This window comes from Pleomorphomonas sp. PLEO, assembly GCF_041320595.1.
Taxonomy (GTDB): domain Bacteria; phylum Pseudomonadota; class Alphaproteobacteria; order Rhizobiales; family Pleomorphomonadaceae; genus Pleomorphomonas.
On record NZ_CP166625.1, the window covers coordinates 4,175,610 to 4,197,875 of the forward strand.

Sequence of the window (22,266 nt, forward strand, 5' to 3'; positions counted from 1 at the left end):
GGGCGCGGGATAGATCCGGCTCGCTTAAGCCTCGCGGAAATGCCACCCGCGATCCGTCCGGAGCGGGTGGCAATCAGGTCAGTACTTGCCGTCTTCCTCGAAGGTGGCGTGCCAATCGGCCACAAGACCATCGAGGGCTTGCTTGGCGGTGCCATTGCCGGCCACCACATAGTCGTGGAACCACTTCTGCGAGGATTGCAGCAACGTCGCGTAGCTGGGTTCAGCCCAGAAGTCCTTCACGATCGCCATGCTGTCGAGGAAGGTCTGCGCATAGGGCTGGCTGGTGGCAAAGCCAGGGTCTTCAACCACGGCGCGGAGGGCCGAGTAACCGCCCAATTTCCACCACTTGGCCTGGACGCTAGGTTGGGCGAACCACTTGATGTAGGACAGCGCGGCGTCCTGCTTGTCCGAAGCCGCGACAACCGAAATGCCCTGCCCGCCCAACTGCGCGAACTTCTCGCCATTCGGCCCGGCCGGGTTGGCGAAATAGCCGGTGCGGTCCCCGCCGACGTTGGCATCGGTGTTGAAGCCCGGCCAGGTGAAGGCGAAGTTCATCTGCATGGCCACCTGACCCGACTTGAAGGCGTCGACGCCCTCGGTCATGTAGCCATTCGATGACCCCGGCGGCACGCAGCAATCGTAGAGCGACTTGTAGAACTCCAGCCCCTTCACGGCATTGGCGGAGTTCACGAAGCCTTCCATGTCGTAGGGCTTGTCGGGGTTTTCGTATTTGAAGCCATAGCTATAGAGGACGTCCATCACGCCCATGGTGATGCCTTCCGAGCCGCGCTCGGTATAGATCGACGCGCCATAGACCTTCTTGCCGTCGATGTCGCGGTTCTGGAAGAATTCGGCGATCTGCTTCAGTTCGTCGAAGGTAGCCGGCACGGCCAGGTCATGGCCGTATTTCGCCTTGAATTCGGTCTTCAGTTCCGGACGCGCGAACCAATCCTTGCGATAGGTCCAGCCGACCACGTCGCCAAAGGCGGGAAGCGCCCAATAGTTCGGCGTGTTCTTGGGCCACTCGGAATACCCCACCACCGTCGCCGGGATGAAGTCGTCCATCTTGATCTTGTTGGCATCGAAGAAGTCGTTGAGCTTGATGTACTGGCCGTTCTCGGCGGCGCCGCCGATCCACTGGCTGTCGCCGATCATCAGGTCGCACAGTTTGCCGCCCGAATTCAGCTCGTTCAGCATGCGGTCGGCAAAGCTGGTCCACGGCACGAATTCGAAATGCATCTTGTTGCCCGACTGGGCTTCATATTCCTTGCTGAGTTCCACCAGCGCATTGGCCGGATCCCAGGCTGCCCAACATAGCGTCAGGTCCTTGGCCTGCGCCGCGCCGGCACTGAAGCCAAGGGCGACGACCGCGGCAAGAAAGGCCCGCGTCAGCATTCGTTTCGCGTTCATGTGGTTGGTCCTCCCCGAATGCAAGCGATGGCCTCCTCGCCAGTGCGCTTACGGGAAAAACCATACTTGAGGTACGTACTTCATGGCAAGCTCTTTTTTAGGTACGTACCTCAAATCTGTTGCGCTCGGCCAAAATTTCAATGAAAAGAGACCAATGAGCAATGCGGGAAGTCAGATGCGACCGACAACCAAGGATTTGGCCGTTGAGGCGGGCGTCAGCCTCGCGACGGTGGATCGGGTTCTGAACAACCGGCCCGGCGTGCGCCAGGACACCATCGTCAAAGTAAACCAAGCCATTCAAAAGCTAGGGTTCATTCGCAACGTGGTCGCCGCCAATCTGGCGCGAGGAAAAAACTATCGCTTCCTGTTTTTGCTGCCGCGAACCGGCGACGAATTTCTCGCCGGCCTGATCGCGCGCATTCACGAGGCCAATCAGAGCTTCGCGGCGGAGATGATCCACGCCGATGTCATGCATATCCACGAAAGCGATCCGCACCAGATCGCCAATGTGCTCGGCTCGCTCGACCTCGATCAGGTGGACGGCATAGCCATCATGGCCCCTGAATCGCCCCAGGTACGCGATGCCAAGACTCGCCTGATCGAAAAAGGCATAGACACCGTCAGTTTCATCGCCGGGCAGATCGCCAGCGACCACGATGATTTCGTGGGCATCGACAACCACGCGGCGGGGGCCACGGCGGGACGGCTGATGGGGCGCTTTCTGGAGCGCGCCGAGGGGGCGATCCTTGTCATCGCCGAGACGATGCTCGCCCGCGACAGCCTGGAGCGGCGGCTGGGTTTTGATGAACTCATCAATACCGACTATCCGCACCTGACGGTGCTGCCGTCCCTGGAAACCTATGGCGACGCGGAGCGCACGGCGCGCATCATTCGCAACAGCCTTCTCAGCCAGCGCAAAATCGCCGGTGTTTACATCGTCAGTTCCGAGGCGCGCGTTCCCCTTGAGGTGGTCACCCAGGTTTTCGCCAAGGACAAGCCGGTGATCATTGCTCACGAGCGCACGCCCTTCACGGAAGCCGCCTTGCGCTCGCATCAGGTCGACGCCCTGATCACTCAAGACCCCGGTCATCTGGTGCGCAGCGCCATCCGCATCCTCAGAGCCCGCCGGGATGGGCGCGAAATACTGGCCTCCCAGGAGAAGATCCGGATCGAGGTCCTGATCGAGGAAAACCTGTAGCCCTTCAGGGCACTCTCGCTCGCCTCCGACCGGCGCAGCTATCGCGCGATGCCCATCGCCCGCTTTGCCGTCGATCACTCCCTATGGTGTGCCAACAACGCACGACGATATCAACCGCGAAGTCCGCGCGTTCAGTCTACCAAGCGACGAGTAGGCCATTGATTTCGCAATCTGAAAGTTCAGGGTGTGGCTTTCGGGTTACAGCCGCTTGGCCCATCGTTTCCCCATCGCACGACCCGCGCCAAAAGAGATGGCGGGCCGTGGTGCAAGACGCGAGATTGCAGTTGTGAATCGCTCGCATCTTAGGGCCGGCCCGCATGGCGGCGGACCAGGATGTGGACCGCGCCAAAAAACCGAGGGAACAAAACAATGAAATTCACCAACAGCATCCGCGTGAGCGTGATGGCCTTCGCCGCCGCCGCCGCGCCCATGGCGTTCGGCAGCCTGCCGGCTGACGCCGCCGGTCTCAAGATTGCGATGATTCTGCCCGGTCCGATCACCGACAACGATTGGAATTCAGTGGGCTACAATGGTCTTGAGGCAGCCGCCAAGGCGCTCGGCGCCGACGTCGCCTATTCGGAAAACGTCAGCGACGCCGACGCCGAACGCGTGTTGAGAGACTATGCCAATCGCGGCTACAACCTCATCTTCTCGCATTCCTTCTCGTTCGGTGACGCCACGCTCAACGTCGCCGAAGACTTCCCCGACACCATCTTCATGGCCGGCACGGCGCGCGAACTGGCCAAGAACGTTGGAACCTACTCCAACCCTGACTATCAGGGCGCCTATCTCGCCGGCATGCTGGCGGCCGGCACGTCCAAGAGCAAGACGATCGGCTGGGTGGGCGGCATGCCCGCCCCCAACATGCTCGCCAACCTGCATGCCTATGAGGCGGGTGCCACGGCCGAAGTGCCGGATGCCAAGGTGCTGCATAGCTTCATCGGCTCCTGGTTCGATCCGCCGAAGACCAAGGAAGCGGCCGTCGCGCAGGTCGAACAGGGTGCCGATGTGCTTTCGGCGCAGGGTGTCGGCGTCATCGACGCCGCCATTGCCAAGAATGTCGACGCCATCGGCGCCATGACCGATCAGAACCACCTCGGGGAAAAGACGGTCCTCACGTCGGTCCTTTGGGACATCGGCCCGCTGGTCACCGCCGTCGGCAAAGACGTCGAGGCCAAGACCTGGGCTTCGAAAAACTGGTCTTACGGCATCGCCGAGGGGTCGGTGAAGCTGGCCGATTTCCACGGCCTCGATGCCAAGGTGCCGCCCGCCGTGCTGAAGGCCGTGACCGACAAGTTCGAAGCGATCAAGTCCGGCGCCTTTACGGTACCGATCAATACGTCAAACGCCGACTGAAGGCGCGACTATGCTCGCCGACACGATCGTCGCGGCCGGCGGACCGGAGGTTACCGGTCCGCCACTGCTTGATATGGCCTCCGTCACCGTCGACTTCGGCGACTTCCGCGCCATCGAGGACGTCAGCCTCTCCGTGCAGGCCGGTGAAATCCATGCCCTGCTCGGCGAGAACGGCGCCGGCAAGTCGACGCTGATGCGCGTGCTGGCCGGGCTGGTGAAGCCGACGGCCGGCGAGATCAGGATCGACGGCTCTGCGGTGCACCTGGGGTCGACGAACGCGGCGACGCGGCTTGGCATCGGCATGGTGCATCAGCACTTCATGCTGGTGCCGACCCTGACCGTGGTTGAAAACGTCTGCCTCGGCTTGCCGTCAACCGGCCGTTTCCTGCCCGATCTCAAGAGCGCCGCCAGCCGGCTACGGCAATTGGCGGCGACCTATGACCTCGACGTCGATCCGCAGGCGCGGGTCGAGCAGTTGTCGGTGGCGAGCCGCCAGCGGGTCGAAATTCTCAAGGTTCTGTTCAGAGGGACCCGCATTCTCATCCTCGACGAGCCGACCGCCGTCCTGCGGCCACAGGAAACGGCCGGACTATTCCGAATCCTACGACGCCTTGCCCAGGATGGGACGGCGATCATCTTCATCAGTCACAAGCTGCATGAGGTCATGGAAATTGCCCATTGCGCTAGCGTGTTGAGGCGCGGGCGTCTGGTGGCAAGCCTCGATGCGCACGCCACCGATGCGCGCGGCCTCGCCCACCTGATGGTCGGCGACGACGTCGCGCTGCCCACTCTCGACACGGTGCCGGCCACGGCGGCGAGCGCCGGCCCGGCCATTCTCGAAGTCGAAGACCTCACCTGCCGATCGGCGGAAGGCGCGTTGCAGGTGGATCGAGCATCGCTAACCATCCGCCCCGGCGAGATCGTCGGCCTGGCCGGCGTCGACGGCAACGGTCAGCAAGAACTGGCGTCGGCGATCGCTGGGCTCGGCGCGGTCACCGGCGGCACAATCCGTTTGGCCGGCGAGGACGTGACGCACGCATCCGTCGCCCGACGCCTTCAGCTCGGCCTCGCCCACATTCCAGAGGATCGCCAGCGTACGGCCATCGTTGAATCGCTGTCGGTGCGCGACAATATCGTGCTCGACCGCGCCGCCGCGCCCGGTCTGTCCTGGCACGGCTTCATCAACACAGACGCGGTGGCAGCCTATGCCGATCGCGTCATCGCCGACTATGACGTACGTGCCGCAGGGCCGACGCAGCCGATCGGAACGCTGTCGGGCGGCAATCAGCAAAAGGTGGTGCTGGGGCGGGCTCTGGTTGACGCGCCGGCGCTAATCGTCGCGGTGCAGCCGGTGCGTGGCCTCGATATCGGCGCCACCGCTTTCGTTCATCGGCAATTGCTCGATCGTCGCGCGGCCGGCGCCGGCGTGCTGCTGGTCTCGACCGAACTCGACGAGATCCTCGCCCTGTCGGACCGCGTCGCCGTCATGTTTCGCGGGCGCATCGTCGGCGAACTCGCCCGCGCCGAGGTCACGACGGAAAAGCTCGGCCTGATGATGGCCGGAGAGGCTGTATCATGAGCGATCCCGCCCGCGAGATCCTCGCCCGCCTGCGTCCGCCGAAGGGCTTTGTCGGCAGCCTCGTTGCCGTCCTGATGGCTTTCCTCGTCGGTGCCGTGCTGATCGCCTGCGTCGACGTCAACCCGATCGACGCATACGCAGCACTGTTCGACGCCGCACTCGGCAGCCGCGACGGTCTGGCCGAGACACTGGTCCGCACGGTGCCGCTGGCCCTTTGTGGCCTCGGTATCACCATGGGCTTCCGGGCAGGCGCCTTCAATGTCGGCGCGGAAGGGCAGCTCTACCTCGGCGGCGTCGCCGCTGGGGCAACCGGTGTCGCGCTGGCCGGCGCACCGGCATGGCTGACGCTGCCGGCAATGGGGCTGGCAGCGATGACGGCCGGCGGCCTGTGGTCGGCGCTGGCCGGCTGGCTGAAGCTGCGCTTCAGAGCCGACGAACTGATCACCACCATCATGCTGAACTACGTCGCCATCGATCTGGTTGGCTACCTGTTGCACGGCCCGCTGCAGGACCCCAATTCGCCACTGGCCCAGACCACCAGACTTGACGCCGCCGCTCGGCTACCGGTCCTGTTGCCGGGAACCCGCCTGCACGCTGGCGTATTGATCGTCATTGTCGCCGCCCTCCTCTGTCACGTTTTCCTTTGGAAACGGGTGGGCGGTTTTCATCTGCGCATTGTCGGGCTCAACCCGCAAGCGGCCAAGAACGCCGGCATCTCCGTGGGACGCTACCTGATGCTAGGCTTCATCGTCGGCGGCGTTCTGGCCGGGCTCGCCGGCTTTGCCGAGGTCGCCGGCATTCAGAGACGCATGATCGAAACCCTGTCGCCGGGCTTCGGCTACACGGCCATCATCGTCGCCTTGCTGGGGCGGACCAGCCCGCTCGGCGTACTGGCCGCCGCCTTCCTGTTCGCCGCTCTCCAGATCGGCGCCACTACGATGGAGTCGGCGGCCGGCGTTCCCGGCACGCTCACCGTGGTCATCCAGGGGCTCGTCGTGCTGTTCCTGATCGGCGCCGGCGCCTTCGCCGGCTGGGCGGCCAACATCGTCACGCACTTGCGGAGGCTCGGCAGATGAGCGCCCTCGCCACCCTTAACGACCCTGTGTTTGCCGGCTTTCTCGCCGCCTCGATGCGCCTTGCCATGCCCATCATGCTGGCGGCGCTTGGCGGAATCTTCAACGAGCGTTCCGGCGTCGTCAACATCGGCCTCGAAGGCATGATGCTGACCGGCGCGTTTACCGGCTTTGTGGCGGCAAACTTGTCCGGCCATCTCGGCATCGGCGTTGTCATGGCCATCGCCGCCGGCGCGGCGGTCGGCCTGTTGCTTGGATGGTATGCCATCACCATCGCGGCCAACCAGGTGGTCGTTGGCATTGCCTTCAATCTGCTTGCCGTCGGGGTGACCTCGTTCTTCTATCGAATGATCTATGGCGCAACGACGGCGCAACCACGCGTCACGCCATTCTCCCCCATCGATTTCGGGGCCCTCGCCGATGTCCCGGTCGTAGGTCCGCTGCTGTTCCGCCAAGACGTGCTCGCCTATGTCGGGCTGGCGCTGGTCGTCCTCACGCTGTTCACCATGCGCATGACCCGTTTTGGCCTGAATATCAGGGCGGCCGGCGAACACCCGGAAGCGGCCGAAACGCTAGGCCTCAACGTCGTCGCCATCCGCTATGTCTGCATCGGACTATCCGGCGCCTTCGCCGGGCTCGGCGGCGCCGTGCTGTCGCTGTCGGCCACCGGCGTCTACATCGACAACATGACGGCCGGTCGCGGCTACATCGCCCTGGCCATCCTCATTCTCGGCCGACGTCATGCCATCGGCGTGGCATTGGCCGCCCTGTTGTTCGGCGCCGCCGACGCACTCCAGCTGCGCGCCCAGCTCTTACACATCGCCCTGCCGCTGCAATTCCTGCTGATGCTGCCCTATGTGATGACCGTGGTCGTGTTGGCCGGATTTGCCGGGCGCCAGAATGCCCCCGCCGCCCTCGGCATCCCCTTCAGGCCCAGCGGCGCGCGCAAGTGATGGCAGTTAAGGTCTGCGACAGCGACCCAGCGGCACCTCCGACACAGACATGAGACACTTGGTTGCGCCCTCATCAAAGCGGCGCAACCAAGTGAAGTCCCATGCGTTGAAGGTAGAAGCTACCTTCAAGGAGATGACGATGAGACTTCGCATCCTGATCACACTGCTGATCTACATGATCGTGCAGGGCGTCCTGTTCGGCATCGGCATGGTCATCGTTCTGGCAACGCCGCTGACGGAACAGGCGAACGTGCTGGTGCCTTGGGTGGTCGGCCTCACCTTCATCATCGCGGTACCGGTCGCAGTTGGCATTGCACCGCGCATGGAGGCTTGGCGCGAAATGCGCAGCCACAGGCGGACCGAACAGCCCAGGCTCTAGAATTGGCCGCTTGGCTTCCGGCCGGCGGGAACCTCAAATATTCGCCCCCGCGTCGAGGCTGCCATAGCTTGCCTTGGCGAGCCCCAGCAGCGTCTCGCGTGGCAGATTGCCGACCAGTACGCAGCCGAGCGTTTCGGCCTGCCAGGACACTGCCGTAAGCCCATCGCCTGAGCTGAAGCGCATGGCCGTCTCCTCGCCCACCTTCGGCACGATGTAGAGAGTGACGCGAGAACCGTCGCGGTTTTCGTACATCAACAGGGCAGCGGCGCTGGTGGCCGCCGGCAGCAGACGGCCGCCGACCAACGAAAAGCCGTCCGACGAGAGATCGGGGATGGCCAAGGTGCGGTCGAGCCGCTTGGAAAGCCATTTCGACAGATGCGCGCCGTCCTGGCCGCTGACTTCCACCGGATGCAGCACTTCCGGCGTGTAAAGCGCGTGCGCCGCCTCGGCCTCGCTGACCAGCGTCGCTTCGGACATGTTGGGAGTGGCGAGACCGCGACCGACCCAGCCGCTCACCCCGCCAAGGACGACAAGCACCAGAGCGGCGGCAATGGCCGTGGCGGAGCGCATCATGCGATGTCGGCGGTCGGCGGCAAGACGATGCGGCGACAGGCGCGGGGGCATCGCTTCGTCAGCAACGTGCCCATAGAGGGCGCGCAAGGTGGCGGTCTGATCTCTCCACGCCGCGACGCGTTCGCTTTCGGCCGGGTTGTCGGCCAGATAGGCCTCCACCGCCGCCCGCCTCACGGGGTCAAGCTCGCCATCGAGATAGGCGTTGAGGTCCGCCTCGGTGATCATGTTCGTGTCGCTCATTTCACCGACCTCAGTCTCGGTCCCGTTCCATCCACCATGGTGCGCAAAGCCTCGCGTGCCCTGGCGATTCGCGACATCAGCGTGCCCTGAGGGATATCGAGGGCACTGGCCGCCTCGGCATAGCTCATTCCCTCCAGCGCGACGAGAAGCAAGGCCTCGCGCTGCTCGGCCGGAAGGCGCTGAAGCGCCGCCGCCGTTTCGGCCAGCGCCAGCCGCGCGCCCTGCGTTGCCGGGCTGGACGGCTCGAACGGCAAAACGTCCAGCGGTTCCTGTTCGAGGGAGTTGCGCTGGCGGCGGCGATCGTTGCGGTAGAGGTTGATCATGATCTTGAAAAGCCAGGGGCGGAGCGGGCCGATCGGCCGCCACAGGCTCTGCTTGGTAATCGCGCGTTCGAGACAATCCTGAACGAGATCATCGGCCTGATCCGTATTGCGGGTGAGCGCCCTTGCGTAGCGTCGCAAGGCCGGCACCAGCGTTTCGATATCGTCCAGGAAACTCGACATGATCCGAGATTACTCCTTGGCGAGGTGCCAGACGCCGCCCATGCCGTCGCCGCTCACGTCACCCGGCTTCTTGTCGCCCTTCCAGAAGTAGAGCGGCTTGCCTTTGAACGCCCACTGCTGGGCACCGTCCTTACGTGCCACCAGGGACAATTCGTCGTCAGCCTTGGCGCCAGCCGCCGCGGTCACCGGCGGCCACTTTACAGCGCAATCGCCATTGCAGTTGGAGACTCCGGCGGCATCCTTATCGAAGGTATAAAGCGCCATGCCCTTGGCGTCGGTGAGGATCTCGCCCTTGGCGGTCTTCATCGACTTGATGGCGCCGGAGGCATAATCCTCGGCAAAGGCCGGGACGGCGGCGGTAACGGCGAGGCCGCTGATGAGCAGCGCGGAAACAAGCATTCGGTTCATAGTACCCTCCTTGAGAAGCGCGGATATTCCAGCTCTCAAAGACAACAACACCGCCCGTTCGGTTTTATTCCCTCTGCGATCATCTTTTTTTGCGAGTCTGTCGCAAAGGCCGGCCATCGGTGACGCTGGCAAACTAAAGCTCAGCGATCCAACCATCAGCGATCCGCTCGAGACGTGGTGTCGAAAACGATCCGACCACCCGCTCCGGCCAGTGAGGCGACAGCTCCGACAGGGCCGGCCGCCAGCGTTCGGTCTGGAGCATGGCCGCCCCGATCACCACCGGCTCGACGCCGACGGCCGACATCAGGCGCAAGCCGGCGACAATCGACGTGCCCGAGGAGATCACATCGTCGACCAGTGCCACCCGCTTGCCTTCAAGGAGCGGCAACATGCGCGGGTCGATGTAAAGGCGCTTGGTGTGATGCGTCGTCACCGAACTCATCGGCACCGAAAGCTCCTCGACATACCAGAACTTCTTCGAGGTGCCGCAGGGCACGTAGCGCGCATGGCCGAGCCGCTCGGCAACGGCGGCGGCAAGCGTCAGCCCCAGCGTCGGTAGGCCGACCACAATGTCAGGTGCAAAGGGGCGCAGCCGGGCAGCAAGATCTTCGGCGAGCGCCGAGAGAACCGAAAAGCTTGCCTGGTTGACGATCAGCGAGGCCAGTCCATGCTGGCCATCGGCGAGCGTCCGGATTGGCAAGAGAAGCTGCCGCCCGTCAGTGAGACGTGCCGGATAGGCCGCAACGAACGGGCCCTTTTCGTCATGGGTGTCGGATGGGTGGATCGTCTGCCAGAAGTCGTGCGGCTGCATGAAAAGCCCCGTTTGCTGCTTTTGGTTTAGAGGCAAGGCACCGCCGACGGAAGCCGATTGTTTGCACAGCGCCGCGTTGGCGAATAGGGAAAGATTTCGCGCCACTAGCTCTGATTTTTAGCGCTTCGGCTGGGAATCCCGCCAGGGAGTGGCTCAGCGCGAAAAATAGTTCTCCGGGCGGTTGCCGTCCGCAATTTCATCCCTGTAACATCCGCCTCAGTGGATCGACAGTGTGACCTCGATCGCATCCGCGACGGTCCGATCGCCGAAGCTTTCGCCGGAGCCCACCATGACCTTTGCCGTCCTCTCTCGCCGTGGCCTCATCAAGGCCTCCCTCATTCTTGCCGCCTCGACCGCGCTGTCGACCAACCGCCTGTGGGCGCAGGAAAAGACGCGCCTCGTGATCGCCGCCGACAGTGAACCGAAGAATCTCAATCCGGCCGTCGTCGCCTCCAATGGCGTGTTCTTCCTGTCGAGCAAGGTGATCGAGCCCTTGGCCGAGGCATCCTACGATGGCGAGAACGGTCTCGCGCCTCGCCTCGCCTTGTCATGGCAAGGCGCCGACGATGGTCTTTCCATCACCTTCAAGCTGCGCGAGGGCGTCGTCTGGCATGACGGGCAGCCGTTTACCTCGGCCGACGTCGCCTTCTCCGCCCTCGAGATTTGGAAGCCGCTGCAGAACCTCGGGCGTTCCGTGTTCGCCAATCTGACGGCTGTCGACACGCCCGACGACCACACCGCCGTCTTCAAGTTCAGCAAGCCGACGCCGGTGCAGCTGATCCGCAACGCGCTGCCGGCCGTTACCGCCGTGCTACCCAAGCATGTCTTCTCCGGCACCGATCTCAAGGCCGCGCCGACCATAGACAAGCTGATCGGCACCGGGCCGTTCAAGTTCACCGAGTACAAGCCCGGCGAATATTACCTGCTGTCCAAGAACGAGACCTACTGGGAGAAGGGCGAGCCGAAGGTGGACGAGATCGTCTTCCGCGTATTGCCCGACCGGGCCGGCGCCGGCGCGGCGCTGGAGGCGGAGGAAGTCCACGTCGCCGCCTTCTCGGCCGTACCGCTGGCCGACCTCGACCGTATCTCCAAGGTGCCGGGCATCAAGGTGATCTCCAAGGGCTACGAGGCGCTGACCTACCAGCTCGTGGTCGAGATCAACCATCGCCGCAAGGAGCTGGCCGACCTCAAGGTGCGCCAAGCCATCGCCCACGCCATCGACAAGGATTTCGTCGTCAAGACGGTGTTCCTCGGCTACGCGGCCAGCGCCACCGGCCCGGTGCCGAAGAATGCGCCGGAATTCTACACCGCCGACGTGCCGACCTACGGATTCAGCGTCGACAAGGCCAATGCGCTGCTCGACGAGGCCGGCTACAAGCGCGGCGCCGATGGTACCCGCTTCCAGCTGAAGCTATTGCCGGCGCCTTATTTCAACGAGACGCGCCAGTTCGGCGACTATCTCCGTCAGGCGCTCGCCGCCGTCGGCATCGACGCGGTGATCGTCAACAACGACGCCGCCGGCCACCAGAAGGCCGTCTATACCGACCACACCTTCGACCTGGCGGTGGCGCCGCCGGTATTCCGTGGCGATCCGGCAATTTCCACCACTATCCTGGTCCGCTCCGGCACGCCGGATGGCGTTCCCTTCTCCAACCAGGGCGGCTACGCCAACGCCGACCTTGACGCGCTGATCGACAAGGCGGCGTCGACGGTGGACACCGCCGCCCGCACGGAGCTCTACAAGGACTTCCAGAAGAAGGTGGCCGCCGACCTGCCGCTGATCAATGTCGCCGAGTGGGGCTTCATCACCGTGGCCCGCGATAGCGTCGAGAACGTCGCCAGCAATCCGCGCTGGGCGGTCTCCAACTGGGCCGACGTGGGCTTGAAGAGCTAATTCGCAGAGGGGCGCCTCGCAAGCGGGGCGCCCTACCCTCCGGTCGTGTTCATGTGCCGCCCCTTCACCGAGGGGATGCCGGTGCGGTCGATGACGAAGTCATGGCCGCGCGGCTTATGGGCGATAGCCTTGAGGATCGCGGCATCCAGCAAGTCGTCTCCCTCGGAGGCGCGCAGCGGCGCGCGGAGGTCGACCTTGTCCTCCTGTCCCAAGCACATGTAGACGGTGCCGGTGCAGGTGACGCGCACGCGGTTGCAACTCTCGCAGAAATTATGGGTCATCGGCGTGATGAAGCCGAGCCGGCCGCCCGTCTCGCGGACGGTGACGTAACGCGCCGGTCCACCAGTGCGGTAATGGGTGTCGTCGAGCGTGAAGCGGCGGGAAAGCTGCGCTCTCGCCTCGGTTAGCGGCAAATACTGGGCGAGCCGGTCGCCATCGACCTCGCCGAGCGGCATGGTTTCGATCAGCGTCATGTCGAAGCCACGGCCATGCGCCCAGGCGAGCATGTCGCCCAGCTCGAACTCGTTGACCTCCCTCAGAGCCACCGTGTTGATCTTGACCTTGAGACCGGCCCGCTCTGCCGCATCGATGCCGGCCAGAACCTTGTCGAGGTTGCCGGTGCGGGTGACGGCCCTGAACTTCTCCGCATCCAGGCTGTCGAGCGACACATTGATGCGCCGAACGCCGCAATCGGCAAGCTCATCGGCAAAGCGGCCGAGCTGCGAGCCGTTGGTGGTCAGCGTCACCTCGTCGAGGCTGCCGTCGTCGAGGTAGCTTTTGAGCGAGCGGAACAGCGCCATGATGCCACGCCGGACCAGCGGCTCGCCACCAGAGACGCGGATGCGGCGCACACCGCGCCGGATGAAGGCGGCGCACAGCCGGTCGAGTTCCTCAAGCGTCAGAAGGTCGCCATGCGGCAGGAAGGTCATGTCGCTGGACATGCAGTAGACGCAACGGAAGTCGCACCGGTCCGTCACCGAAACGCGGAGGTAGTCGACGCGCCGGCCGAACGGATCGATCAGATTGGACATCTGCTGCATCGGAATGCGTTCACCTTGAAAACCGAACCGGCGAAGGTTGCGAACGTATCCCAATCGCCTGCCGGAGGAAACCTCCAGCCGACACTCATCTTTACAAGAATGCGTGTGCTCAGACCGGCTTGTCCTTGTCGAGATGGATATAGGAGAGTGGCAGCGCCGTGGTGTACTTGATCTGCTCCATGGCGAAGGCCGAGGAGACGTCGGAGATCTCGATCTTGGCAATCAGGCGCTTGTAGAAGGCATCATAGGCCTCGATATCCGGCACCACGACGCGCAGGAGATAGTCGACCTGCCCACTCATGCGGTAGAACTCAACCACCTCGGGAAACTCGCGGATCAGCTCGGCGAAGCGGCGCAGCCATTCCTCCGAATGCTGGTTGGTCACGATGGAGACGAAGACCGTCACCTTGGTGTTGACCGACTTGGGGTCGAGCAGCGCCACGCGGCGCAGAATCACACCATCTTCCTCAAGCTTCTGGATGCGCCGCCAGCAGGGCGTCGTCGACAGCCCCACTCGCTTGGCCACTTCGGCGACGGGAATGGTGGCGTCCTCCTGAAGGATGGAGAGAATTTTTCTGTCAAGCCGATCCAGCATGATCGCATCCGCCCGTGTTTTGAAATGAGTTTCTATTTTCGACGCTCATATGACGCTTAATAAGAAATTTTTTCTCCATTTTGTCAAGCGTCGTTCGGTTTGTATCGTTGCGTAGGCATTTGGATACCAATTGTTAACCATAAGAACGAACCGGCCGTTAGGGAAAATTGGGCTTTAGTGTGGCTGGACCATTGGCTGGAAGTTGACATCAAGCATGATCCTGGGCTCGGACCAGAAGCAGACCGCCCGCCTGGAGCAAAACAGGCAACGATCCATGCGCCGCCGCGATGTGACTCGCGCGGTGCGGGACGTGCGCGAACGCTTGTCTTCAGACTCCGGCACGCGGCCAGCCTTTGATTACGAAATCCTGCTGGAATATGCGCGTAACCGCCTCTCGAGCTGGCTGCCGGTTGGGCTGCTCATTCTGGCGCTGGGCGGCATCGCCGCTTACTGGATGACCTACCGGTACGTCACGGTCTGGGCCGGCGCCGTTTTGATCGCCCACACCCTGATTGGCTTGATCGCCCGGCGTTTCAGCCAGACCCCGGCCGGGTCGGTAAACCTTCGCTATTGGCGTCGGCAGTTCCTGATCGCCGAGGCGCTGTTCGGCCTGGTCTTCTCGGCCTTGTTCTTCCTGCCGGGCGCCATCTTCGGTGGCACAGGCACCTTCGCCTTTGGGGCGCTTCTCACAGCCATTGCCGTTTTGGCGATGGTGACGAGCAACCTGCCGCGCGCGGTGGTGCTGAGTACACTGCCAATCGCCGTCGGCGGCGCCCTGAAGCTCGCCATGGGCCGAGGCTTCGTCGACTATTCGATGGCCAGCTTCCTTGTGCTGGCGGAAATCTTCTTCGTCCTGCTCGCCTATCGCCTGCATCAGTCGACACTGACGATGATGGAGTTCCGCGTCGAGAAGGATGCGCTGATCGTCGAACTCGAACAGGCCAAGGTGATTTCCGACGATAGCCGCCGCCGCGCCGAGGAAGCCAATCTCGCCAAGTCCCGGTTCCTCGCGACCATGAGCCATGAGCTCAGGACGCCCCTCAACGCCATCCTCGGCTTCTCCGAGATCATGATGAACGAGGTGTTCGGACCGGTCGGCAACGAGCATTACAAGGGATATGCCGCCGACATCCACACGTCCGGCCAGCATCTTCTCAAGCTGATCAACGAGATTCTCGACCTGTCACGCATCGAAGCCGGTCGCTATCAGATCAATGAGGAAGCGGTTACCCTCTCCTTCCTCGCCGAGGAATGCCATCACCTCCTGAAACTCAAGGCCAAGTCCAAGAACTTGACGATCATCGAGCAGTTCGAACCGGACCTGCCGAAGATCTGGGCCGACGAGCGGGCGGTGCGCCAGATCATCCTCAACCTGTTGTCCAACGCGGTGAAGTTCACCCAGCCCGGCGGCGAGATCCGTATTCGCCTCGGCTGGACGGCCGGCGGCGGCCAGTATGTGTCGGTGCGCGACAATGGCCCGGGCATTCCCGAGAACGAAATTCCCATCGTGCTCCAGGCCTTCGGCCAGGGGTCCCTCGCCATCCAGACCGCCGAGCAGGGCACCGGCCTTGGCCTGCCCATCTGCGTCGCTCTGATGCAGATGCACGACGGCTCCCTGGACCTGCGGTCGAAGCTGCGCGAAGGCTGCGAAGTGACCATTACCTTCCCGCCGTCTCGCGTCATGGAAGTGATGCCGCCGATCGAAGAAGGCACGCAGGGGCGCGGCAAGAAGCCGGGACAGCGCCGCTACGGCTAACCGTCGGAAGCATTCCGCTAATACGCGTAATCGGTTATCAGTGGTTCCCAAAAGGGAACCAGTTACGCCATGGACGACCTTCTGCTCTTTGCCGCCCTCATCGTCTTGACGGTTCTCGTCGGCTCGCTGCTCGGAATCATCGCCTTCGCCGGAACCCGGGAGCTGCAACGGCGCATTGAGCGACTGGAAGCCGCGCTTCGTGCCGGGCGATTGGCAGAGGTTACGGTTGGAGTGACATCCACCGCCAGGACCGCTCCTGAAATCGAAGCCGCTGAAGAAAGCGTCGAAGCACCCTCCTCTGCTCAGGACGCGCCAGAGCCGACAGAAGAAATAGAAAGCCACGACGAGGCCTCGCAGCCGGCAGCGGAAACACCACCGCTCGCCGCCCGCGCCTCGCTGGAAGAGAATATCGGCAGTCGCTGGGCCGTCTGGGTCGGTGGGCTGGCGCTTGGTCTTGGCGGCATTTTCCTTGTCCGCTATTCGATAGAAGCCGGATTGCTCGGCCCGGCGGCCAGGGTGCTGCTCGGCCTCGTCTTTTCAGGCTTGCTGCTTGTCGGCGGCGAATGGTTACGCCGCTCCGGCTTTGCCGAGACAGGCGGCCCGGCGAAGCGCGCCTACATTCCCGGCGTGCTCGCCGCTGCCGGCGCCGTGTCGGCCTTTGCCTCGGTCTATGCCGCCTATGGTCTCTACGGGTTGATTGGGCCAGCCATTGCCTTCGTCGCGCTCGGCGTCGTTGGCGTGGCGACCTTGGCCCTGGCGCTCCGCCACGGGCCGGCACTGGCGGCGCTCGGCCTGCTCGCCTCCTACGTGACGCCTGTCCTCGTCTCCGGCACCGAGCCGGCGCTCTTGCCGCTGGTGGTCTATCTCGCCGTGGTCACCGCCACCACTTACGGCGTAGCAAGTCTTCGCCTGTGGCGTTGGCTGGCCGTGTCGGCCACAGTCGCCAATGTCGTGTGGTCGCTCCTGCTGTCCGGCACCGTCGTTTCCTTCGGCAGTAGTGCCAACCAGTTCTACGTCGCCGCCCACTTCCTGGTGTCGTTGCTTTTGGCGGCAGTGGTTTTCGTCACCAGCCATGCGCCGCGCGACCGGACAGCCGATGCGCCCTTCGACCGAGCGGCAGTTGGCGTTCTCAGCCTGTTCGCTTTGCCACTGCTCGTCTTCGTGGCCGCTGTGGGAACCGGATTGACGACAGTCGGCCTCGTCGCCGTCTTCGCGCTTGCTCTGGTGGCTCTCGCATCGGAGTGGCCGGCGGCGCGCGGCCTCGCGGTCACGGCGGTCGTAGCAACCGTGCTCGCCTACGCCCTCCTCAACGTGACGATGGCGGGCGTCGTCATCGACCCGGTGACCGGCGAGCCAACCGTGCCTGGCTTTGCCGACCTCCTCGCGTTACCGGCGGGTGGCGACTATCTCGGCATCGGCATCTTGTTCGGGCTGATCCTGACAGTGACGGGCTTGGCCGGGGCCCTTGTCTCGCGAGGTCGACCACAGCTTGCCGTCGCTGGCGCCTTCGCAGCGCCGGGCCTTATCGCGTTCGCCTTTATCGAGACCAGCCACGACCTGTCGGCCTCGCCGACGTTCGCCATCGCGGCGCTTCTCGCCGCCGGCTATCTTGCTTCGGTCACCGAATATCTCGATCGTCGCCTTGGCGCCGACGCCAAGGGGCGCGATGGTGTCATCGCCGCATACGCCATCGGATGCGTCGCGGCTCTCGGCGCGGCGCTCACCATCGCGCTTGAGAAAGGCATGCTGACCGTCTCGCTGGCGCTCCTGGTCGCGGCCATCGCCTGGGTGGAGGCGCGACGGCCCGTCGCTGCGCTGCGGCCGACCGCGCTGGCCGTCGCTGCTGTGGTGATCGCCCGTGTCGTCTGGGACCCACGCATCGTTGGCGACGATCTCGGCACGACGGTGCTGTTCAACCCGCTCCTGTATGGCTACGGCGTGCCGACACTGTCGTTCGCCTATGCGGCCTGGCGGTTTGGGCGCACACCGGGCGACCCGCGCCCCGTGCCGGTATTCGAAGCGCTCGCCATCGTCTTCACGGCGCTGACGGCGACGCTGGAGATTCATCATGCCATGAACGGCGGCGACCTGTTCGCGCCGGTCTCCGGTCTCGCCGAACAAAGCCTGCTGACGATGATGATGATGGCCATTTCGCTGGGGCTTCACTGGCTCGGCGTCCGGCGGACATCCGTCGTCATCAGCTGGGGAACGCCCATCCTCGGCGGCCTCGGCCTGGTGATGGCCGCCATCGGTCTGTTGATCGTCAACAACCCGGTGTTCACCGGCGAGCCGATCAATGGCGGCGCCTTCGACGGCACGCTCTTCCTTGGCTACCTGGCGCCGGCCGCCCTTGCCTTCCTGATCGCGGGCGTGGCGCGCCGTCGACCCGACCTGCCGCGACGCTCGGTCGCCATCGCCGCGACGGTTGGCGGCCTTCTCGCTGCGATGTGGGCGACGCTTGCCGTTCGCGCCGGCTGGCACTCGGGCGATCTCAGTTGGGGCGGCATCGAGGAAGGCGAGCTCTACGCCTACTCCGCCGTTTGGTTGGCGCTCGGCCTTGTCGTGCTCGGCGTTGGCTTTGCCGCCGCGAGCCGGACGATCCGCACGGTCGCAGCGGTGATTGTCACTGGCGTCGTCGCCAAGGTGTTCCTGATCGATACGGCCGGTCTCACTGGCGCGCTTCGGGCTCTGTCCTTCATTGGCCTCGGCGGCGTATTGGTGGCGATCGGTCTTGCCTACCAGACGGTGCTTCGGCGCAGGTAAGGTCCGCTTGCCGGATTTGCAGGAGCTGCGTATCCTTCATGGTCCGGTCAGGCCGGTCATCGAGGCACTTCGCTATGGTTCCCGCTCTACCGCTCAGGCATCTGCGCCGCCTTGCCGGCATGAAGCAGTTGCATCTCGCCGATCTGATGGGCGTCACCCAACCGACTGTGTCGCGCTGGGAGAACGGAACCTTGCCGCTCACCGTCGAGCAGACCCGAGCCCTGCAGACGATCTTCGCGGCGCGTCCAGATCCAGCGCAGGACGCAGCGCTGAAGCGGCTTGTCGAAACGTCGATGGCTCCAGTCCATCTCATCTGCGACCGCACGCACCGGCTGCTCGCCGCCTCGCCAGCCCGCGCCGCCGATTGGCATGCCGATATCGATGATTATTTGGGACGATCACTGCTCATCTACGCTTCGGAGGAGATTCTGGCGGCAGAGGCCCGTCTCGGCGACCTTGGCTGGCACGACGGCCAGTTGGCATCGCTGGCCTTCGACACCGGCGCCAACGGCGACCCCGACATCCCCATCCGCCCCGGCGCGATGCTGTGGGAGCGCGTGACGCTTTCCGATGGCTCATCCGGCCGGCTCGTCACGTCCTTCTATGACCGCGCCGCATAATTCATGCGTGGAACATAGCCGGCCACGCTGCTAGCCGTCGTCCGAAAGGAACGACGACAATGACCGGACGCTGGCCGACGATACTTCTTCTGTGGTTCACCGGAGTGCTGGCCGCCGCTCAGCTCGGCAAGATGGCGGCGCTGATGCCGGCGATCCGCGCCGATCTTGGACTGACGCTGACAGGCGCCGGCTTGATGATCTCACTGATCGAGGCAGGCGGCGCCACTCTTGGCAGTATCGCCGGCATCCTGGCCGCCCGCTTTTCCGGCCGTGCCGTGCTGGCAACCGGCTCGGTGCTTGTCGCGGTGGCCGGCCTCGCATCTGCCGCGGCGCCCGACGCCGCGTTGCTCTATGCCGCCCGTCTCGCCGAGAGCATCGGCTACCTGATGGTGGTCATCGCCGCGCCAAGCCTGATCGCCATGGCGGCGGGCCGTGACAGCGCAGCGGCCTTAGCCCTTTGGAGCACCTTCGTGCCGGTGGGCATCGCCGCCGGCACGATATTGTCCGGCTTTGCCGCCGACCTGATCGACTGGCGATTCATTCTGGTATTCTGGGCGCTCGCAGTGCTGGTGCCCCTGCCGCGAACCTTCCGGCTGCCAGCCATGGTCGAGCATCGGCAAACTACCTTCGCGGTGTCGCCTTTGGCGGTATGGGCGCTGGCGGTTGGCTTTGGCTTCTACACGACGCTGGAAGTCGGCGTGCTCGGCATGTTGCCGGCCTATCTTGCCGAGGTCTGGGGTCTGCCGATCGCCGCCGCTGGCGCCATCACCGGCCTCACGTCGGCCGCGACGATCGCCGGCAGTTTCGCGGCGGCCCGTCTCGTCGGCAACGGCGATGATGCGCGGCGGCCTTTGGTGTTGATCGCCATAGGTCTCGCGCTGCCGGCGGCACTATTTTTTCTAGGCTTTCCCAACCAGGGGCTCACAGCCCATATGTCGGGCGCCACTGTCGCGGTGGCGGTCGTCCTCGCCAACGCCATCTCCGGCCTCGTCGCCGCCGTCGCCTTTGCCCGCATGCCGACGCTCTTACGGCGAAGTGGCGTTCCCCTGTCGCTGGTCACGGCGTCAAACGGCGTATTCGCCCAGTTCGGCGCATTGGGATCGCTGATTGGTCCGCCGCTCGTTGGCTACGCGGCGAGCCGCTGGGGCTGGCCGGTGATCGCGCCACTGGTCGTCGGCTTGTCGCTGCTGTCTTTTGTGGGTTTCGCGCTCGGCGAACGACTCGCGGCGAAGCGAAGGCCTCTGGATCTTGGCACGAGCATCAGGCCGTAAGGTGCTCGCGCAGGATCAGACAACCGAGACCGATGAGAACAAGGCCGCCAACGACCTCAGCCGAACGGCCGAATCTGTTGCCGATCAGCCGCCCCATGATCACGCCGCCGGCCGACATCAGGAACGTGGTGACACCGATCGCCGCCACGATGACGATGATGTTGGCCTTGACGAAGGCAAGCGAGACGCCGACGGCCATGGCATCTATGGACGTCCCGATGGCGGTCATCACCAGCGCCGTGGGCGTGCCGATGAAACTGACCTCGCAAGCGCCCTCTTCCTCGGTGCGAAAGGCGAGGAGAACCATGCGTCCGCCCACCAGCGTCAACAGGCCAAAGGCCAGCCAGTGGTCGAAGCTCGCGACATAGGAACTGGCGGCGGCGCCGGCGACCCAGCCGAGCAGCGGGGTGATCATCTGGACGACCGCGAACACCGCGCCGACCAGCACCGCATCGCAGAAACGGCACTGGCGCCGAAGACTGGCGCCGCCGCCGACCGAAGCGAGCAGGCTATCGATGGACATGCCCACAGCGAGCACGGCGATGGAGATCGGAGACATCGGCGATACCAGTCGAGCGCAACACCGGATGACGTCGTCACATCTCGCTCGAAGATGGCGTCACCACGGTCTTGCCGGACCTTTCGGCCTTCCGCGCCACGCAAAGACTGCGAGCATGTTGACGCGGTCCCGTCTGAAGCGACGGTAGCTACTCCCCGATGAGTGTCGGATACCCGGAGCTGACTTTAAAATCAAGCAATTACAAACACTTATCTGAAAGTGACACTCATTTGCAACTAGGGTGAGCCAGCAGGCTCAAGAGCACAAAACGCTATCGCCCTGACAAAGTTTGCCTTCTCTTTGCGCTCGCAAGCCAGCCATGGGAAAGCGGGTGCCAGCCTCACCAAACGCGAATGGCACCCATGCCCGAAGGGACCAGCGGCGGTGGATCGCCGCCAGCCTGAGCGTCATTTTTCCAAACGAGAAATCAGGCTCGAGGTGTCCCATCTGTTGCCGCCGTCAGCCTGAACGTCGGCGTAGAACTGATCGACGAGCGCGGTCAGCGGCAGACGTGCGCCGGTCCGTCGCCCTTCATCGAGAACAATGCCGAGATCCTTGCGCATCCAGTCGACCGCGAAGCCGAAGTCGAACTTGCCGGCCGCCATGGTCTTCCAGCGGTTCTCCATCTGCCAGCTTTGGGCGGCGCCCTTGGAGATGGCGGCGATTGTCTTCTCGACGTCGAGGCCGGCCGACTTGGCAAAGTGGATGGCCTCGGCGAGTCCCTGCACCACGCCGGCGATGCAGATCTGATTGACCATCTTGGCCAGCTGTCCCGAGCCGGACGCCCCCAGGTGCACGATCATCTTGGCGTAGGCCTGCATCACCGGTTCGGCCGCTGCGAAGCTCTGGTCGTTGCCGCCAACCATGATCGTCAGTGCGCCGTTCTCGGCGCCAGCCTGACCGCCGGACACCGGCGCGTCGAGGAAATCGAGGCCGAGGGCAACAGCCTTTTCATGGAGTTCGCGGGCAACGCCGGCCGAGGCGGTGGTGTGGTCGATAAAAATGGCCCCCGCCTTCATGCCGGCAAATGCACCGTCCGGACCGAGCACGACGGAGCGAAGATCGTCGTCGTTGCCGACGCAGGCGAACACAAAATCGCCCCCCGCCGCCGCTTCGCGCGGGGTCGGCGCGGCTCGCCCACCGAACGCACCCACCCAGGCGTCCGCCTTGGCGCCAGTTCGGTTGTAGACCGTGACGTCATGACCGCCACGCGTCCGAAGGTGACCGGCCATCGGGTAGCCCATCACGCCTAGCCCGAGGAATACGACCTTTGCCATTTTGACCC

Annotated in this window: 20 protein-coding genes; 11 read left to right on the forward strand and 9 right to left on the reverse strand. The window is 64.1% G+C overall.

Features of this window, described 5'->3' with window-relative positions:
- Nucleotides 1-78: 78 nt before the first annotated feature.
- On the reverse strand, nt 79-1,395 hold the full coding sequence (locus AB6N07_RS19395; RefSeq protein WP_370678280.1) for an ABC transporter substrate-binding protein: 1,317 nt from the start codon (nt 1,393-1,395) through the stop codon (nt 79-81).
- A gap of 97 nt (nt 1,396-1,492) precedes the next feature.
- Here AB6N07_RS19395 and AB6N07_RS19400 point away from each other — a divergent pair, with 97 nt between their 5' ends.
- From AB6N07_RS19400 to AB6N07_RS19425, 6 genes are all read left to right on the forward strand, one after another.
- Nucleotides 1,493-2,608 carry a LacI family DNA-binding transcriptional regulator gene (locus tag AB6N07_RS19400; RefSeq protein ID WP_370674698.1) on the forward strand — a complete coding sequence of 372 codons (1,116 nt, stop codon included), beginning with the start codon at nt 1,493-1,495 and terminating at the stop codon, nt 2,606-2,608.
- Between the two features lie 369 nt (nt 2,609-2,977).
- The gene (locus tag AB6N07_RS19405) at nt 2,978-3,964 is read left to right on the forward strand and encodes a BMP family protein (protein WP_370674699.1); all 987 of its coding nucleotides are present in this window, start codon (nt 2,978-2,980) and stop codon (nt 3,962-3,964) included.
- Between the two features lie 10 nt (nt 3,965-3,974).
- On the forward strand, nt 3,975-5,543 hold the full coding sequence (locus AB6N07_RS19410; protein WP_370674700.1) for an ABC transporter ATP-binding protein: 1,569 nt from the start codon (nt 3,975-3,977) through the stop codon (nt 5,541-5,543).
- Complete coding sequence (locus AB6N07_RS19415) at nt 5,540-6,619, forward strand: ABC transporter permease (RefSeq protein WP_370674701.1); 1,080 nt, start codon at nt 5,540-5,542, stop codon at nt 6,617-6,619. Before AB6N07_RS19410 ends, AB6N07_RS19415 begins: the two co-directional genes overlap by 4 nt.
- Entirely contained in the window at nt 6,616-7,569 is a 954-nt protein-coding gene (locus tag AB6N07_RS19420; RefSeq protein ID WP_370674702.1) for an ABC transporter permease, read from the forward strand. The genes AB6N07_RS19415 and AB6N07_RS19420 overlap by 4 nt, the downstream gene beginning before the upstream one ends.
- A gap of 139 nt (nt 7,570-7,708) precedes the next feature.
- Entirely contained in the window at nt 7,709-7,948 is a 240-nt protein-coding gene (locus AB6N07_RS19425; RefSeq protein ID WP_370674703.1) for a hypothetical protein, read from the forward strand.
- A 33-nt stretch (nt 7,949-7,981) separates the two neighbouring features.
- Here the strand turns inward: AB6N07_RS19425 and AB6N07_RS19430 are convergent, their stop codons facing one another.
- The 4 genes from AB6N07_RS19430 to AB6N07_RS19445 all read right to left on the reverse strand — a co-directional run bounded on the left by AB6N07_RS19430 (nt 7,982) and on the right by AB6N07_RS19445 (nt 10,483).
- A complete protein-coding gene (locus AB6N07_RS19430) occupies nt 7,982-8,761 on the reverse strand; it encodes an anti-sigma factor (RefSeq protein WP_370674704.1) in 780 nt (259 codons plus the stop codon).
- Nucleotides 8,758-9,264, reverse strand: coding sequence for a sigma-70 family RNA polymerase sigma factor (locus tag AB6N07_RS19435; protein WP_370674705.1), 507 nt, complete (start codon nt 9,262-9,264; stop codon nt 8,758-8,760). The genes AB6N07_RS19430 and AB6N07_RS19435 overlap by 4 nt, the downstream gene beginning before the upstream one ends.
- Nucleotides 9,265-9,273: 9 nt before the next feature.
- A complete protein-coding gene (locus AB6N07_RS19440) occupies nt 9,274-9,663 on the reverse strand; it encodes a hypothetical protein (protein WP_370678281.1) in 390 nt (129 codons plus the stop codon).
- A 142-nt stretch (nt 9,664-9,805) separates the two neighbouring features.
- Nucleotides 9,806-10,483: a phosphoribosyltransferase gene (locus AB6N07_RS19445; protein ID WP_370674706.1), complete on the reverse strand. Its 678-nt coding sequence runs from the start codon at nt 10,481-10,483 to the stop codon at nt 9,806-9,808.
- 289 nt (nt 10,484-10,772) lie between these two features.
- On the opposite strand from AB6N07_RS19445, the gene AB6N07_RS19450 reads away from it, so the two are divergent.
- Complete coding sequence (locus tag AB6N07_RS19450; protein ID WP_370674707.1) at nt 10,773-12,377, forward strand: ABC transporter substrate-binding protein; 1,605 nt, start codon at nt 10,773-10,775, stop codon at nt 12,375-12,377.
- Nucleotides 12,378-12,409: 32 nt separating this feature from the next.
- Here AB6N07_RS19450 and moaA read toward each other — a convergent pair whose 3' ends face one another.
- Together moaA and AB6N07_RS19460 are read right to left on the reverse strand one after the other, a co-directional pair.
- The gene (moaA, locus tag AB6N07_RS19455) at nt 12,410-13,408 is read right to left on the reverse strand and encodes a GTP 3',8-cyclase MoaA (RefSeq protein ID WP_370674708.1); all 999 of its coding nucleotides are present in this window, start codon (nt 13,406-13,408) and stop codon (nt 12,410-12,412) included.
- 118 nt (nt 13,409-13,526) lie between these two features.
- A complete protein-coding gene (locus AB6N07_RS19460) occupies nt 13,527-14,012 on the reverse strand; it encodes an Lrp/AsnC family transcriptional regulator (protein ID WP_370674709.1) in 486 nt (161 codons plus the stop codon).
- A 274-nt stretch (nt 14,013-14,286) separates the two neighbouring features.
- On the opposite strand from AB6N07_RS19460, the gene AB6N07_RS19465 reads away from it, so the two are divergent.
- From AB6N07_RS19465 to AB6N07_RS19480, 4 genes are all read left to right on the forward strand, one after another.
- Nucleotides 14,287-15,768: a sensor histidine kinase gene (locus AB6N07_RS19465; RefSeq protein WP_370674710.1), complete on the forward strand. Its 1,482-nt coding sequence runs from the start codon at nt 14,287-14,289 to the stop codon at nt 15,766-15,768.
- Nucleotides 15,769-15,837: 69 nt separating this feature from the next.
- Complete coding sequence (locus tag AB6N07_RS19470; protein WP_370674711.1) at nt 15,838-18,531, forward strand: DUF2339 domain-containing protein; 2,694 nt, start codon at nt 15,838-15,840, stop codon at nt 18,529-18,531.
- Between the two features lie 74 nt (nt 18,532-18,605).
- Entirely contained in the window at nt 18,606-19,151 is a 546-nt protein-coding gene (locus AB6N07_RS19475; protein WP_370674712.1) for a helix-turn-helix domain-containing protein, read from the forward strand.
- A gap of 59 nt (nt 19,152-19,210) precedes the next feature.
- Nucleotides 19,211-20,422: an MFS transporter gene (locus tag AB6N07_RS19480; RefSeq protein ID WP_370674713.1), complete on the forward strand. Its 1,212-nt coding sequence runs from the start codon at nt 19,211-19,213 to the stop codon at nt 20,420-20,422.
- On the opposite strand, the gene AB6N07_RS19485 is transcribed toward AB6N07_RS19480, so the two are convergent.
- Nucleotides 20,412-20,981, reverse strand: a complete 570-nt coding sequence (locus AB6N07_RS19485; RefSeq protein ID WP_370674714.1) for a manganese efflux pump MntP family protein — start codon at nt 20,979-20,981, stop codon at nt 20,412-20,414. The genes AB6N07_RS19480 and AB6N07_RS19485 overlap by 11 nt on opposite strands.
- A gap of 407 nt (nt 20,982-21,388) precedes the next feature.
- Nucleotides 21,389-22,258 (reverse strand): NAD(P)-dependent oxidoreductase, encoded by an 870-nt coding sequence (locus AB6N07_RS19490; RefSeq protein WP_370674715.1) that lies wholly within the window; start codon nt 22,256-22,258, stop codon nt 21,389-21,391.
- Nucleotides 22,259-22,266 lie beyond the last annotated feature (8 nt).

Bases quoted from the DNA above. Each gene is read 5' to 3' on its own strand.
- AB6N07_RS19405 (WP_370674699.1), top strand. From the start codon at position 2,978: ATGAAATTCACCAACAGCATCCGCGTGAGCGTGATGGCCTTCGCCGCC.
- AB6N07_RS19460 (WP_370674709.1), bottom strand. From the start codon at position 14,012: ATGCTGGATCGGCTTGACAGAAAAATTCTCTCCATCCTTCAGGAGGAC.
- AB6N07_RS19485 (WP_370674714.1), bottom strand. From the start codon at position 20,981: ATGTCTCCGATCTCCATCGCCGTGCTCGCTGTGGGCATGTCCATCGAT.
- AB6N07_RS19450 (WP_370674707.1), top strand. From the start codon at position 10,773: ATGACCTTTGCCGTCCTCTCTCGCCGTGGCCTCATCAAGGCCTCCCTC.
- AB6N07_RS19415 (WP_370674701.1), top strand. From the start codon at position 5,540: ATGAGCGATCCCGCCCGCGAGATCCTCGCCCGCCTGCGTCCGCCGAAG.
- AB6N07_RS19435 (WP_370674705.1), bottom strand. From the start codon at position 9,264: ATGTCGAGTTTCCTGGACGATATCGAAACGCTGGTGCCGGCCTTGCGA.
- AB6N07_RS19465 (WP_370674710.1), top strand. From the start codon at position 14,287: ATGCGCCGCCGCGATGTGACTCGCGCGGTGCGGGACGTGCGCGAACGC.
- AB6N07_RS19410 (WP_370674700.1), top strand. From the start codon at position 3,975: ATGCTCGCCGACACGATCGTCGCGGCCGGCGGACCGGAGGTTACCGGT.
- AB6N07_RS19395 (WP_370678280.1), bottom strand. From the start codon at position 1,395: ATGCTGACGCGGGCCTTTCTTGCCGCGGTCGTCGCCCTTGGCTTCAGT.
- AB6N07_RS19430 (WP_370674704.1), bottom strand. From the start codon at position 8,761: ATGAGCGACACGAACATGATCACCGAGGCGGACCTCAACGCCTATCTC.
- AB6N07_RS19470 (WP_370674711.1), top strand. From the start codon at position 15,838: ATGGACGACCTTCTGCTCTTTGCCGCCCTCATCGTCTTGACGGTTCTC.
- AB6N07_RS19420 (WP_370674702.1), top strand. From the start codon at position 6,616: ATGAGCGCCCTCGCCACCCTTAACGACCCTGTGTTTGCCGGCTTTCTC.
- AB6N07_RS19480 (WP_370674713.1), top strand. From the start codon at position 19,211: ATGACCGGACGCTGGCCGACGATACTTCTTCTGTGGTTCACCGGAGTG.
- AB6N07_RS19445 (WP_370674706.1), bottom strand. From the start codon at position 10,483: ATGCAGCCGCACGACTTCTGGCAGACGATCCACCCATCCGACACCCAT.
- AB6N07_RS19475 (WP_370674712.1), top strand. From the start codon at position 18,606: ATGGTTCCCGCTCTACCGCTCAGGCATCTGCGCCGCCTTGCCGGCATG.
- AB6N07_RS19440 (WP_370678281.1), bottom strand. From the start codon at position 9,663: ATGCTTGTTTCCGCGCTGCTCATCAGCGGCCTCGCCGTTACCGCCGCC.
- moaA (WP_370674708.1), bottom strand. From the start codon at position 13,408: ATGTCCAATCTGATCGATCCGTTCGGCCGGCGCGTCGACTACCTCCGC.
- AB6N07_RS19425 (WP_370674703.1), top strand. From the start codon at position 7,709: ATGAGACTTCGCATCCTGATCACACTGCTGATCTACATGATCGTGCAG.
- AB6N07_RS19400 (WP_370674698.1), top strand. From the start codon at position 1,493: ATGGCAAGCTCTTTTTTAGGTACGTACCTCAAATCTGTTGCGCTCGGC.
- AB6N07_RS19490 (WP_370674715.1), bottom strand. From the start codon at position 22,258: ATGGCAAAGGTCGTATTCCTCGGGCTAGGCGTGATGGGCTACCCGATG.